General features: G+C 68.5%; 12 protein-coding genes. 4 read left to right on the top strand and 8 right to left on the bottom strand.

Annotated elements, in window-relative coordinates; translation table 11 throughout:
- The first annotated feature begins 40 nt into the window (after positions 1–40).
- Genes betC through HMPREF2716_RS11900 form a run of 3 tightly spaced genes read left to right on the top strand, consistent with a single transcriptional unit; the run spans position 41 to position 4050 of the window.
- Positions 41–1552 (top strand): choline-sulfatase, encoded by a 1512-nt coding sequence (gene betC, locus HMPREF2716_RS11910; RefSeq protein WP_003120673.1) that lies wholly within the window; start codon positions 41–43, stop codon positions 1550–1552.
- Between the two features lie 16 nt (positions 1553–1568).
- A complete protein-coding gene (locus HMPREF2716_RS11905; protein WP_003115797.1) occupies positions 1569–2492 on the top strand; it encodes a choline ABC transporter substrate-binding protein in 924 nt (307 codons plus the stop codon).
- A 4-nt stretch (positions 2493–2496) separates the two neighbouring features.
- Positions 2497–4050 (top strand): SulP family inorganic anion transporter, encoded by a 1554-nt coding sequence (locus tag HMPREF2716_RS11900; RefSeq protein WP_023518232.1) that lies wholly within the window; start codon positions 2497–2499, stop codon positions 4048–4050.
- 3 nt (positions 4051–4053) lie between these two features.
- Here the strand turns inward: HMPREF2716_RS11900 and HMPREF2716_RS11895 are convergent, their stop codons facing one another.
- From HMPREF2716_RS11895 to hemF, 5 genes are all read right to left on the bottom strand, one after another.
- Complete coding sequence (locus HMPREF2716_RS11895; RefSeq protein WP_012613423.1) at positions 4054–4656, bottom strand: hypothetical protein; 603 nt, start codon at positions 4654–4656, stop codon at positions 4054–4056.
- Positions 4653–5939: a peptidylprolyl isomerase gene (locus tag HMPREF2716_RS11890; protein ID WP_030047938.1), complete on the bottom strand. Its 1287-nt coding sequence runs from the start codon at positions 5937–5939 to the stop codon at positions 4653–4655. The genes HMPREF2716_RS11895 and HMPREF2716_RS11890 overlap by 4 nt, the downstream gene beginning before the upstream one ends.
- Positions 5920–6906, bottom strand: coding sequence for a phospholipase C (locus tag HMPREF2716_RS11885; RefSeq protein ID WP_003111200.1), 987 nt, complete (start codon positions 6904–6906; stop codon positions 5920–5922). The genes HMPREF2716_RS11890 and HMPREF2716_RS11885 overlap by 20 nt, the downstream gene beginning before the upstream one ends.
- A 110-nt stretch (positions 6907–7016) precedes the next feature.
- Positions 7017–7841 carry a shikimate dehydrogenase gene (aroE, locus tag HMPREF2716_RS11880; RefSeq protein WP_030047943.1) on the bottom strand — a complete coding sequence of 275 codons (825 nt, stop codon included), beginning with the start codon at positions 7839–7841 and terminating at the stop codon, positions 7017–7019.
- Between the two features lie 57 nt (positions 7842–7898).
- The gene (gene hemF, locus HMPREF2716_RS11875) at positions 7899–8816 is read right to left on the bottom strand and encodes an oxygen-dependent coproporphyrinogen oxidase (RefSeq protein WP_003097311.1); all 918 of its coding nucleotides are present in this window, start codon (positions 8814–8816) and stop codon (positions 7899–7901) included.
- A 190-nt stretch (positions 8817–9006) separates the two neighbouring features.
- On the opposite strand from hemF, the gene HMPREF2716_RS11870 reads away from it, so the two are divergent.
- Positions 9007–9984: an NADPH:quinone reductase gene (locus HMPREF2716_RS11870; RefSeq protein WP_003097303.1), complete on the top strand. Its 978-nt coding sequence runs from the start codon at positions 9007–9009 to the stop codon at positions 9982–9984.
- A gap of 9 nt (positions 9985–9993) precedes the next feature.
- Here HMPREF2716_RS11870 and HMPREF2716_RS11865 read toward each other — a convergent pair whose 3' ends face one another.
- From HMPREF2716_RS11865 to HMPREF2716_RS11855, 3 genes are all read right to left on the bottom strand, one after another.
- Complete coding sequence (locus HMPREF2716_RS11865) at positions 9994–10551, bottom strand: L-threonylcarbamoyladenylate synthase type 1 TsaC (RefSeq protein WP_003097300.1); 558 nt, start codon at positions 10549–10551, stop codon at positions 9994–9996.
- Between the two features lie 40 nt (positions 10552–10591).
- On the bottom strand, positions 10592–11680 hold the full coding sequence (dprA, locus tag HMPREF2716_RS11860) for a DNA-processing protein DprA (RefSeq protein WP_023110564.1): 1089 nt from the start codon (positions 11678–11680) through the stop codon (positions 10592–10594).
- 134 nt (positions 11681–11814) lie between these two features.
- Entirely contained in the window at positions 11815–12840 is a 1026-nt protein-coding gene (locus HMPREF2716_RS11855) for a LysM peptidoglycan-binding domain-containing protein (protein WP_003097294.1), read from the bottom strand.
- Positions 12841–12970: the final 130 nt, after the last annotated feature.

The raw sequence follows: 12970 nt of genomic DNA, 5'->3' as shown, positions 1-12970 counted from the left end.
GCACTATCGCATAACCCAATCGCATGGGATAAGCCGCCCGATGAAGACCTCGCCGAACATCCTGTTCATCATGGCCGACCAGATGGCCGCGCCGCTGCTGCCGCTTCACGATCCGCGCTCGGCGCTGCGCATGCCTCACCTCTCGCGCCTCGCCGAACGGGCCGTGGTGTTCGACTCGGCATACTGCAACAGCCCGCTCTGCGCGCCGTCGCGCTTCACCCTGGTCAGCGGTCGCTTACCTACCCGCATCGGCGCCTGGGACAACGCCGCGGACTTCGCCGCCGATACCCCCACCTACGCCCACTACCTGCGCAACCTCGGCTATCGCACGGCGCTGTCGGGCAAGATGCACTTCTGCGGTCCCGACCAGTTGCACGGCTACGAGGAACGCCTGACCAGCGACATCTATCCGGCGGACTATGGCTGGGCGGTGAACTGGGACGAGCCGGAGGTGCGCCCGAGCTGGTACCACAACATGTCCTCGGTTTTGCAGGCCGGTCCCTGCGTGCGCACCAACCAGCTGGACTTCGACGAGGAGGTGGTGTTCAAGGCCCGCCAGTACCTCTACGACCATGTTCGCCAGCACGCCGGCCAGCCATTCTGCCTGACCGTGTCGATGACCCATCCGCACGACCCCTACAGCATCCCGGCGAGCTACTGGAATCTCTACCGCGACGAGGACATCCCGCTGCCGCGCCAGCGCTTCGCCCAGGAGGAGCAGGACCCTCATTCGCAACGCCTGCTGAAGGTCATCGACCTGTGGGACAAGCCGTTGCCCGAGGAGCGCATCCGCGCCGCCCGGCGTGCCTACTTCGGCGCCTGCAGCTACGTCGACGCGCAGATCGGTGCGCTGCTGGCGACCCTGGAGGAATGCGGGCTGGCCGACGACACCATCGTGGTGTTCTCCGGCGACCATGGCGACATGCTCGGCGAGCGCGGCCTCTGGTACAAGATGCACTGGTTCGAGATGGCCGCGCGCGTGCCGCTGCTGGTCCATGCGCCGGCGCGCTTCGCGCCGCGCCGCATCGGCGCTTCGGTATCCACCGTGGACCTGCTGCCGACCCTGGTGGAGCTGGCCGGCGGCCAGGTCGATCCACGCCTGCCGCTGGAAGGCCGCTCGCTGCTGCCGCACCTGCGCGACGGCAGCGGGCATGACGAGGTGATCGGCGAATACACCGCCGAGGGCACCCTCAGCCCGCTGATGATGATCCGCCGCGGCGACTACAAGTTCATCTACTCCGAGCAGGACCCCTGCCTGCTCTACGACCTGCGCAACGACCCGCAGGAGCGCGAGAACCTCGCCGCCAGTCCGGCCCATCGCGGAACGTTCGAGGCGTTCCTCGACGAGGCCCGGCGACGCTGGGACATCCCCGCGATCACCCGCGCCGTACTCGACAGCCAGCGCCGCCGACGCCTGGTGGCCGCCGCGCTGGCGCGAGGACGGCTGGCCAGCTGGGACCACCAGCCGTGGGTCGATGCCAGCCAGCAGTACATGCGCAACCATATCGACCTGGACGATCTCGAGCGCCGCGCGCGCTTCCCGCAACCCTGAGCACGAGGGCACTTCCATGAACCGGCTTCCCACCTGCCTGCTGGCCGCCACCCTGTTCCTGGGCAGCGCCTCGCTATACGCCGAAGACCCCGCCTGTGCCCGCGTCAGGCTGGCCGATCCAGGCTGGAGCGATATCGCGGTAACCAACGCCACTGCCGCGTTTCTCCTGGAAAGCCTCGGCTACCAGGTGAAGATCGATACCCTGTCGGTGCCGATCATCTATGGCGGCCTGCGCGACGGCCAGGTGGACGCCTTCCTCGGCGGCTGGATGCCCGCGCACCAGGACTATCACGACAAGTTCGTCGCCAGCGGCCAGGTCGAACGCCTCGGTCGCAACCTCGACGGCACCCGCTTCACCCTGGCGGTGCCGCGCTACGTCTGGGACGCCGGCGTACACCGCTTCGAGGACCTCGCCGCGCAAGGGCAACGCTTCAACCGCAAGCTGTACGGGATCGGCTCCGGCGCGCCGGCCAATCAGTCGATCCAGAAGATGATCGACGCCAACCAGTTCGGCCTCGGCGACTGGAAGCTGGTGGAGTCCAGCGAGCAGGCGATGCTCGCCGAACTCGGCCGGGCCGAGAAGCGCCAGCGCTGGCTGGTGTTCCTCGGCTGGACGCCGCACCCGATGAACATCCGCCATGACCTGCGCTACCTGGAAGGCGGCGAGCAGTACTTCGGCGACCGCGGCCAGGTCTACACCCTGGCACGCAAGGGCTACGCCGCGCAGTGCCCGAACCCGGCGCGGCTGCTGGCCAACCTGCGCTTCGACCTGGACATGGAGAACCGCCTGATGAGCGACGCGCTGGAAGGCACGGCGACTCCGGCCTCGGCGACCCGCGCCTGGCTCAAGGCCAACCCGCGGGTGCTCGAGGCCTGGCTGCAAGGGGTGACCAGCCGCGACGGCGGCGACGCCCTGGCCGCGGTTCGCGGCCAGCCATAGCGCCATGTGGACGCGCTTGCTGCCGTTCCTCGCCTGGCTACCGGGGCTGCACCGGGGCATGCTCGGGCGCGAGGCCTGGGTCGGCCTGAATGGCGCAATCCTGGCACTGCCGCAATCGATGGCCTATGCGCTGATCGCCGGCCTGCCAGCGGAGTACGGCCTGTACGCGGCGATGCTGCCAGTGGCGATCGCCTGCCTGTGGGGCTCGTCGCGCTACCTGGTGAGCGGTCCCACCGCGGCGATCTCGGTGCTGCTGTTCAGTTCGGTGGCCCCGCTGGCGCCGCTGGGCAGCCCGCAATACGTCCAGGCCGTGCTGCTGCTGACCTTTCTCGCCGGCGCCTTCCAGTGGCTGCTCGGCGTCCTGCGCGTCGGGTCGCTGGTCAATTTCGTCTCGCATTCGGTGATGCTCGGCTTCACCCTTGGCGCGGCGCTGCTGATCGTCCTCGGCCAACTGCCCTATCTTCTCGGCCTGGCCGCGAGCGGGGAGGGCGCAGCGCCGGGAAACGGCTGGCGGCTGCTGGCGCGGTTCGCCGAGTTCGATGGCCCATCGCTGCTGGTGGGCGGCTTCAGCTTCGCGCTCAGCCTGCTGGTCAGGCGCCTGCGACCGCGCTGGCCGGCCCTGCTGCTTGGCTTGCTGGGCGGTGCCACGCTGGTCTGGGCGCTACCCGGGACCTTCGCCTCGGTAGCCCATGTGCAGGCCTTATCGAGCGCACTGCCGGGCTGGAGTCCGCTGGTCTTCGATTCCCGATCGATCCTCGACCTGCTACCTGCGGCGGTGGCCTGCGGCATGCTCGGGCTGGTCACCAGCCTATCGATCGCCCGCGCCCTGGCCGCGCGCCAGGGAGACGCGTTCGATGCCAACCAGGAGGTCCGCGCCCAGGGCCTGTCGAACCTGCTCGGGCCTTGGCTGTCGGCGAGCCTGTCGGCGGGTTCCTTCACCCGCTCCGGGCTCAATCTGGAAGCCGGTGCGCGCTCCCCGCTGGCGGGTGCGTTTTCGGCGCTCTGGGTGGTTTTGCTGGCCGTGCTCGGTGCGCGCCTGATCGAGCATATACCGTTGCCGGCGATGGCCGCAGGCATCCTGCTGATCGCCTGGGGCCTGATCGACCGCCCGGCGCTCCGCGCGCTCTACCGCAGCGGCCGCGCCGAATGCCTGGTGGCCGGCCTAACCGCCCTGGCCACGCTGCTGTTGCCGCTGCAGAACGCCATCTACGCGGGAGTGCTGGCGTCGCTGGTCTTCTACCTGCGGCGCACCTCGACACCACGCGTACTGCGCCAGCACAACGACGAGGAAGAAGTGCTACGCATCGAAGGCTCGATCTTCTTCGGCGCCTGCGACTACCTGCAACGCCTCATGCGCCAATGCGACAGGCCACGGCTGGTGCTGGACGCCCGCCAGGTGAACTTCATCGACTTCGCCGGCGCAGTGCTGTTGCAGCAGGAAGCCCGCCGCCTGCACGCTGAGGGCCGCCGCCTGGTATTGCGCCACGCCCGCCCGCAGGTCCGCGAAGCGCTGGGCCGGCAGGCCGACGAAGGCTGCCGCCTGCACTACGAAGGCTGACACTCAGGGCGCCGCCGGCGATGTCGGTGCGCTGTCGCCGGGCAGCAGTTGCGGCGATTCCCGCTGCAGCTTGTCGCGCATCATCTCCAACTGTCCAAGGGCGGCGCGAGCCTCGTCGATTTCCTCGGCGCTGCGCTCGCCACCCTGTTCGGCCGCCTCGATCCGCGCGCGGATTTCCGGTATCTGCTGTACGCCGCTGGTGTAGGCCTGTACCAGTTCGCGGGTCTGTCGTTCCTCGAAGGCCTGGTACTGCTTCGGATCGGCCAGCTCCTGCGCCGTCGCGCCCTGGCGTGGTTGCAGGCCGCCGAGCGGCGGGCTGCGCGGGTCGCCCTCGTCGCGCAGCATCTGCATGAACTGGATCGCCTGCTCGCGATCCAGTTCCGCCGCCGGCGGCTCCGCCTCGTACGCAGGTGCTGCCGCTTGCGATCGCACCGGCGCCAGCGGCGGCGGACGGTCGTCGACCGCGGGCAGTGCCGCAACCGTCCTGGCTGGCGACGGAGAAGACGAGGAAGCGGCCATATCGGCAGGCGCCAGCAACACGCCGGCGCAGGTCAGGGCGATCGCCAGCCCGCTGCAGCCGAGGGCAACGCCGAGCCAGCGCTTCACAGGCCTTCCACCCTGGCGCCGGCCAGCAGGTTGCGCAGGCGCGTCTCGAACTGCGCTGCCAGTTGCTCGCGCGCCACCGCCTGGTTCACCTCGAAGCGCACGCTGCGGTCGTCGAGGGGCAACTGGCGATCCTCGCGGCTACGCACCCGGACGATCTCGAACGCGCCGTCGATGCGCATCGGCTGGGAAACCGTATCGGCCTTCTGGATCAGCGCAGTCTTGCGCAGCAGGTCGAGCCGGCCGTCCTGGGGCCGTATCAGGCCTAGGTCGCCGGGCGGGTCGCGGTCCCTGTCGTCGGCCAGGGAATAGCGGCGTACCGCCTCGTCGAAGGCCAGGCCGTTGCGCAACTCGGCGTAGACCTTGTCCGCGCTCGCCTGGTCGGCCAGGCGGATATGCGCCGCCTGCACCTGCGCGACGTTGCGGTAACGCTCCAGGTTGCGCCGATAGTAGGCCTCGGCGTCCTTGTCGCTGACCTTGCCGGCGAGTTCCCGCAGCGCCTCGGACTCATGGTGGAAATCACTGTAGAGGCCGATCTGGTGCAGATAGCGATGGCGCACCAGCTTGTCCCGCACCAGGGTCCTCACGCCCTGCCGCTCTGCCGGGCCGAAGCCGTCCCGGGCCAGGCGGTACCAGAGGTAGTCGCGGCGGATGCGGGTCTGGACCTGGCGCGCCAGGTAGGCGAGGTTGCCCTGTTGCAATTCCACCTGGCCCTGGACGTTGTCGCCTTCGTACAGCGATAGCAGGTCGAGGACCTGTGCCGGCTGGCCGGGAAACTGCCAGCCGATCAGCTCGACCCCGGCCGCCTCGCGGCGCTGCGTCTCGTCCAGCAGCAGGCTGTTTTCCACCAGGCCACGGCTCCTCGGCGCCAGCACCTCGCGCAAACGCTCCGCGCTCAGGGCCCGGGGCTGGCGCAGGTATGGCCCGAGGTCCTCGCGGTAGCGCCTGCCGTATACCTGTTCGAGCAGGTTGCCGGCCTCGATCTCCACGCTGGCGTCGAGATCGGCGCGGCTCTGCGCGGTGAGCTGGTCTTCCACCGCGCGCGCCAGCAGGCGGTTTTCCACCAGGCCACGGCGCAACTGCTGCGGGTCGGTGTTGAACTTGACCCGCGACAGGGCCTGCTCGAGCAAGTCGATGCTTCTCCCCGGCAGCACCTCGCCGTCGATCCGCAGATCCTGCGGCGCCTTGGCGGGGACGCCATGGGCGCTCCACGCCAGCAGCCCGAGGACGATCCCGCACAGTGCGCGACGCCAGCCCCGGACGCGATCAGAGAGCAGTCGGTGCATCGAAGCTGTTGGCGCCCTTGGTCAGTACGGTGACGGTCAGGGCGATGGACTCGGGAATCAGCTCCTTCGCCACCCGCAGGCGCGTCTCGTAGCTGGTGTCGTAGAGCGGCTCGGGGCGCGCGTAGGCGACCTGGCCCGTCTGGGTGAGCAGGTCGCGGATGCTCTTGCTCGGATCGTAGCGCCCCACCAGGTTGGCCACCGCCGCCGGGTCGTTGAGCTTCTCGCTGGCGTAGTGGTCGTCGACCCAGCCTTCCCAGCTGGAATGGCCGTTGGCCGAGGTGATCCACACATGGTGCGGCTGGGCCACGTCGCCGGTGGCATGCAGGGCATAGCCGATGGTCTGCAGCGAAGGCGCGGCGCGGAACTGCTCGAACCAGTAGGTGGCGAGGTTATCGATCGGCTGGAAGGCGGCGGTCTGGAAGTCGCCGTAGTGCTCCTGCCAGTCCGAGCGGGTGCCCTGGCGGTAGTGCGCCTCGGTGGTGTCGAAGTCCTCGCGCTTCAGCTCGCGGTTGTAGAGGTAGACCATGGCGTACCAGTCGACGTCGGCGATGCCGCCGTCGACCTTGTGGTAGCGGTAGTCGTAGCCGCCGTGGGGGTTGCCATGGGAGTCGCCGTCCCGGGCCAGGTTGAGGAAGTGCCAGTACGAGGTGTAGTTGACGATGCCCGAAGCCGCGCCCCACAGCGGCGCGTGTTCGTAGCCGACCCACCAGCCACCGAGACGGGTGTCCTTGAAGTCGTCCACGTCGAAGGCCGCCTGGCCGAGGATCTCCCCGGCCTGCGCCTCGCTGCCGGCGGCGCTCACGTAGAACCGGTAGGCCTGGCGCATCTCCTCGGTGGCGTAGGAGGAGTTCATGAAGGCCAGGGCATCCTTGACGATGTTCTTGTGGGTCGGTTGCGACCAGGCGTTGGCCTGGCTGGCGATGGCGCAGATGCAGAGACCGGCGGCCAGGCGGGCGAAGGTTTTCATCGGCAGCGCTCGAGAGTGAGTGAAGCCTGAAGTCTTAACCCGGTTTTGTGATTCCTACATGTCAGATGGAAGCCAATTTGAGACGTACGTCTCAAATGCCGCCTGACAACTCAGACAGTTGCCAACTGTCGGCGCAGCGTCTCCAACACTGGCGCCGAGGCAGGACGCACGCCGCGCCAGAGGAAGAATGCCTCGGCGGCCTGCTCCACCAGCATGCCCAGGCCATCCAGGGTACGCGCCGCACCGCGTTCGGCGGCCCAGCGGTTGAAGGCAGTCGGTTCCTTGGCATACATCATGTCGTAGCAGACGGTACGGCCGGGCTCGATCACGCTCTGCGCCAGCGGCGGCACGTCGCCGGCAAGACTGGCCGAGGTGCCGTTGACGATCAGGTCGAAAGGCCCTTCGACGTCGGCGAAACCGCAGCCGTGCACCGCGCCGAGGTCGGCGAACCGCTCGGCCAGGTCCACGGCCTTCCGCGCCGTGCGGTTGGCGATCAGCAACTCCGCCGGGCACTCGCCGAGGAAGGGTTCGAGCACCCCGCGCACCGCACCGCCGGCGCCGAGCAGGAGAACCCGCTTGCCGCGCAGCTCGACCCCGGCGTTCGCCGTCAGGTCCCGCAGCAGGCCGGCGCCGTCGGTGTTGTCGCCGCGCAGGCGACCGTCGGCGAGGCGGATCAGGGTGTTCACCGCCCCGGCCCGGGTGGCCCGCTCGCTCAACTCGTCCACCAGACGATAGGCCTCTTCCTTGAACGGCACGGTGACATTGGCGCCCTTGCCCTGCTCGAAGAAGCGCCGGGCGAACCCGGGGAAATCGTCCAGCGGCGCCAGTTGCGCGTCATAGACCAGCGCCTCGCCGGTCTGCTCGGCGAACAGGCGGTGGATCAGCGGCGACTTGCTGTGGCCGATGGGGTTGCCGAATACGCAATAGCGGTCCATGGGTCGTTCCTTTGCCGGAGTGGGACGGGACGAGCGGACTCGTCCCCTGCGGGCGGGTCAGGGCTGGCCGGCGAGCCAATCGCGGTCGGCGAGGAAATACTCGGTCAGGCGCGCTTCCTCGCTGCCCGGCTCGGGTTTCCAGTCATAGCCCCAGCGCACCTGCGGCGGCAACGACATCAGGATCGATTCGGTACGGCCGCCGGACTGCAGGCCGAACAGGGTGCCACGATCGAAGACCAGGTTGAACTCCACGTAGCGACCGCGACGATAGGCCTGGAACTCTCGCTGCCGTTCATCGAACGGCGTGTGCTTGCGGCGCTGGACGATCGGCAGGTAGGCGTCGATATAGGCATCGCCGATGGCGCGGATGAAGGCGAAGCAGGTGTCGAAGTCCCACTGGTTGAGGTCGTCGAAGAACAGGCCGCCGATGCCGCGCGGCTCGTTGCGGTGCTTGAGGTGGAAGTAGCGGTCGCACCATTCCTTGTAGCGCGGGTAGACGTCCGCGCCGAACGGCGCGCAGGCGTCGCGAGCGACCCGGTGCCAATGCACGCAGTCTTCCTCGTGGGCGTAGTAGGGGGTCAGGTCGAAGCCGCCGCCGAACCACCAGACCGGCTCCTCGCCTTCCTTCTCGGCGCAGAAGAAACGCACGTTGGCATGGGAAGTCGGCACGTGGGGGTTTTCCGGATGGATCACCAGCGACACGCCGAGCGCCTGGAAACCGCGCCCGGCCAGTTCCGGCCGATGGGCGCTGGCCGAGGGCGGCAGGCTATCGCCGAAGACGTGGGAAAAATTCACCCCGCCCTTCTCGATCAATGCGCCGTCGCCGATTACCCGCGTCCGTCCGCCGCCACCGGCCGGACGCTCCCAGGCGTCCTCGGCGAAGCGGGCCTTGCCGTCCTCCGCCTCGAGGGCGGCGCAGATGCGGTCTTGCAGGTCGAGCAGGTAGGTTTTGACAGCGGCGATACGGTCGGTCACGGAGTTCACCTTGGAGCGGGGAGGCCGCGCGGGGCGCGGGCTGGCGACGAAACGAGGGCGCAAGCATACCACCCTGGATGGGTAGCCGGCGCTTGACGGCCGTCAAGGGGAAGGCTTGGATGAAGGCCTTTACCCAGGGTCGCCCACCCGGCGCGACCGTCCGAAACCCTGACGAAGCAGGAGTTCCAGCATGGCCAAGCGCATCCAGTTCGCTGCCTACGGCGGCCCCGAAGTCCTCGAATACCGCGACTACCAACCCGCCGAGCCGGGCCCCCGGGAAGTCCGCGTGCGCAATCGCGCCATTGGCCTGAACTTCATCGACACCTACTACCGCAGCGGCCTCTATCCGGCCCCCGGCTTCCCTTCGGGGCTGGGTAGCGAAGGGGCCGGCGAGGTCGAGGCGGTGGGCAGCGAAGTGACCCGTTTCAAGGTCGGCGACCGCGTCGCCTACGCCACCGGCCCGCTGGGCGCCTACAGCGAACTGCATGTGCTGGCGGAGGAGAAGCTGGTCCACCTGCCCGACGGCATCGACTTCGAACAGGCCGCCGCGGTGATGCTCAAGGGGCTCACCACCCAATACCTGCTGCGCCAGACCTACGAACTGCGGGGCGGCGAAACCATTCTCTTCCATGCCGCCGCGGGCGGCGTGGGCCTGTTCGCCTGCCAATGGGCCAAGGCCCTTGGAGTGCAACTGATCGGCACCGTCAGCTCGCCGGAAAAGGCGCGCCTGGCCAGGCAGCACGGTGCCTGGGAGACCATCGACTACAGCCACGAGAACGTGGCGCGGCGGGTGCTCGAACTGACCGACGGGAAGAAGTGCCCGGTGGTCTACGACTCGGTGGGCAAGGATACCTGGGAAACCTCGCTGGACTGCGTGGCGCCGCGCGGCTTGCTGGTCAGCTTCGGCAACGCCTCGGGGCCGGTGACCGGGGTCAACCTCGGCATCCTCTCGCAGAAGGGTTCGCTGTACGTGACCCGGCCGACCCTGGGCAGCTACGCCGATACCCCGGAAAAACTCCAGGCGATGGCCGACGAGCTGTTCGGCCTGATCGAGCGCGGCGACATCCGCATCGAGATCAACCAGCGCTTCGCCCTGGCCGAAGCAGCCAGGGCGCATACCGAACTGGCCGCACGGCGAACCACGGGCTCGACCGTACTGTTGCCCTGAAGCGCGTACTCAGGCCGGGCGGATGACCTGTCCGGTCACCAGGTCGCGGATCAGGCTGGGGTTGCGGCGCCCGCCAAGGGCGCCGCCGAGGATAGCGTCCAGCTCGTCGTGGAAGTATTGCTCCACCCGCAGCCGCGTGCGCGCCGCCGGGCGCCCGGCCGGATTGGCCGAGGTGGAGATCAGCGGACCGGTGAGATGGCACAGTTCCTGTACCAGGGGATGGTCGGTGACCCGCACGGCGACGCTGTCGTGGACGCCGGTGACCCACTCCGGCAGGCGCTCCTGGTGCGGCACCAGCCAGGTGTTCGGCCCCGGCCAGGTACCGGCCAGGCGGTCCAGCCAGACGTCCGGCAGGTCTTCGAGAAGGAAGTCGAGCTGGTGGATGTTCGCCGCCACCACGATCAGCCCCTTTTCCACCGGCCGCGCCTTCAGCGCCAGCAGGCGATACACCGCATCCTCGTTCCACGGGTCGCAGCCGAGCCCCCATACCGCCTCGGTGGGATAGGCGATCACGCCGCCCTCGCGGACGACCCGGGCGGCGCATTGCGCACGAAAGCTGCTGATCATCGACTCACTCCAGCGGACAGGGTGCGCGAAGTGTACGGTTTCAGCCGGAGCGATGCACCCAGGTGCCGGCCTCGCAGGCGACCCGGCCGTCGAGTTCCAGTTCGCTGAGCGTCGCCAGCACGTCGGGCAGCGTCATGCCGCTGGCGGCGGCCAGGCCTTCGCTGGTGTAGGGCGCGGCGCGCAGCAGCGCCAGCAAAGGGTGGGGCAGGGGCTGCACCGGCGCTTCCGCTGGCTCCGCCTGCGCCCAGCCGCGCAGTGCTTCGAGCACGTGCCCGACGCTTTCCACCAGCAGCGCGCCATCGCGAATCAGTTGGTGGCAGCCACGTGCGCCGGGATGGTGGATGGAACCCGGAATGGCGTACACCTCGCGCCCCTGTTCCGCCGCCAGCCGCGCGGTGATCAGCGAGCCGCTGGCGGGACTTGCCTCGACCACCAGCACACCCAGCGAGAGTCCGCTGATGATGCGGTTGCGCCGGGGAAAGTTTGCCGGCAGCGGCGGGCTGTCCAGCGGCAGCTCCGAAACCAGCGCGCCGCCACCCTCGACGATGCGCCGCGCCAGCGCCTCGTGGCGCCGCGGATAGAGCCTGCGCAGGCCGGTGCCGAGGACTGCCACGGTCGCGCCGCCAGCCTCCAGCGCGCCCTCGTGGGCGGCGCCATCGATGCCCAGGGCCAGCCCGCTGGTGATGGCGAAGCCGCCCTGCGCCAGGCTGCGCGCAAAGCTCCGGGCGGTGCCCAGCCCGGCGGGGCTGGCGCGGCGGCTGCCGACCATCGCCAGTTGCGGCCGTTCCAGAGTCTCCGGAGCGCCTTCGACGTACAGCAGCGGCGGGGCATCGGCGACTTCGGCGAGCAGTGCCGGGTATCCCGGGTCGTCCCACATCAGCAGCTGCCTGCGCGGACCTTCCAGCCAGCGCAGGGCTTCACCCGCCGCTTCCCGCACCGCCGGGCTGCGCCGCGCGGCGGCGGCCTCGGCAGGCACTCCCAGGGTGCGCCAGGCGCCGGCTGGCGCGGCAAGCGCGGAAGAGGCCGAACCGAAGGCCTCGATCAAGCGCAGGAAGCGCATGGGTCCCAGTTCGGGCAGGCCATGCAGGCGCAGCCGTGCTTCCAGTTCGGCTGGAGAATGGTTCTTCATTGCGACTCATCCATAGCAGGCAGGTCCATCGCTGACAGGAAGAGGGGAAGGGTCCGGCTTCCATCCTGGAAACCGTCGTATGAAATTTCCTTCCCCCAGAAACGCGAAACCCCCGCCGAGGCGGGGGTTTCGAGTCAGGGATTCTGCACCCTGTCGGTTACCGAGAGCGGCCTGCTGGCCATCAGAACCAGGGCGTAGCTCAGCTTCTTGTAGGTACGGAACACCATCAGCAGGCCGGCGCGTTCGTCGGGAATCTTCACCGACTCACCGGTAACGCGGTCGCGCACCGTCTCGCCGACCTTGTAGATCGCCAGCACGTTGCCCTCGGCCAGCCCGTCGCGCTGGCCACGGTTCAGGGTGACCACGTCGAACTGGCCGATCTGGGTCACGCCGCGCGGTACGTCGATGATTTCGCCCTTCACCTCGCGGCTCGGCTCGCCGGGCATGAAGGTGGAATTCACCGCACGCTCCTCGGTGGGGAACAGGCGGTCGCCCAGGCGCACTTCCTGGGTGGTGCGGGTCAGCGCCAGGGTCGCGACGTCGCCTTCGGTGGCCACCACCTCGCCGCCGCCGATGTCGTCGGCGTTGATGCCGAGGACTTCCTTGGTCTTCGGATCGATGTAGACCTTGCCCTGGCGGAAGATGCCATAGGCCGGCTGGCCGTCGGCGAACTTGCCGCGGGCATAGATGCGGTCGCCGGTGCCGCTGACGATCCGCTCGGCGTTGCCGGCGACGATGTACGGCGCACTGGTGAAGGTCTTCTCGTCATCGACGATGCGGTTGGCCAGCAGGAAGCTGTTGATCTTGTCCAGCGGGATGGTCGGGATGGCCTCGGCGATCGGCGTGCTGCGGATCTTCGGCGACAGCTTGATGGTCCCGCGCGATTCGCCACGGTTCAGCACCAGGCGCGGCTGGCCATCGACGTAGACCAGGCTGAGTGTGTCGCCGGGGTAGATCAGGTGGGGATTCTGGATCTGCGGGTTGGCGTGCCAGAGTTCCGGCCACTTCCATGGCTGGCGGAGGAATTTCCCCGAGATGTCCCACAGGGTATCGCCCCTGACCACCGTGTAGCGGTCCGGATGCCCTTCCCTGAGGTCGACCTGGGCCTGCGCCAGACCGCTCGCGGCAAGGAGCAGAAGGGCGACTAGTGATTTCCTCATGCAGTGAATCCCTTTATCATGTCGACATACGCGAAACGCCCGAAGCCCGCGAGAATCGCGGTCTGAAGCCGTTTTCAAGCTGCGCGCCATCTTAGCAGCGGATTTTCAATCGATTCCACAAGTGCATCAC

The organism is Pseudomonas sp. HMSC076A11, from assembly GCF_001810205.1.
GTDB lineage: Bacteria > Pseudomonadota > Gammaproteobacteria > Pseudomonadales > Pseudomonadaceae > Pseudomonas > Pseudomonas aeruginosa.
The sequence above is the reverse complement of the archived record's forward strand: the minus strand, read 5'-3'. Positions and strand labels throughout refer to the sequence as shown.

Coding starts and splice junctions, on each gene's coding strand:
- HMPREF2716_RS11870 (WP_003097303.1), top strand. CDS start 9,007: ATGGCCAAGCGCATCCAGTTCGCTGCCTACGGCGGCCCCGAAGTCCTC.
- HMPREF2716_RS11890 (WP_030047938.1), bottom strand. CDS start 5,939: ATGCACCGACTGCTCTCTGATCGCGTCCGGGGCTGGCGTCGCGCACTG.
- aroE (WP_030047943.1), bottom strand. CDS start 7,841: ATGGACCGCTATTGCGTATTCGGCAACCCCATCGGCCACAGCAAGTCG.
- HMPREF2716_RS11900 (WP_023518232.1), top strand. CDS start 2,497: ATGTGGACGCGCTTGCTGCCGTTCCTCGCCTGGCTACCGGGGCTGCAC.
- HMPREF2716_RS11865 (WP_003097300.1), bottom strand. CDS start 10,551: ATGATCAGCAGCTTTCGTGCGCAATGCGCCGCCCGGGTCGTCCGCGAG.
- dprA (WP_023110564.1), bottom strand. CDS start 11,680: ATGAAGAACCATTCTCCAGCCGAACTGGAAGCACGGCTGCGCCTGCAT.
- HMPREF2716_RS11885 (WP_003111200.1), bottom strand. CDS start 6,906: ATGAAAACCTTCGCCCGCCTGGCCGCCGGTCTCTGCATCTGCGCCATC.
- HMPREF2716_RS11855 (WP_003097294.1), bottom strand. CDS start 12,840: ATGAGGAAATCACTAGTCGCCCTTCTGCTCCTTGCCGCGAGCGGTCTG.
- HMPREF2716_RS11905 (WP_003115797.1), top strand. CDS start 1,569: ATGAACCGGCTTCCCACCTGCCTGCTGGCCGCCACCCTGTTCCTGGGC.
- betC (WP_003120673.1), top strand. CDS start 41: ATGAAGACCTCGCCGAACATCCTGTTCATCATGGCCGACCAGATGGCC.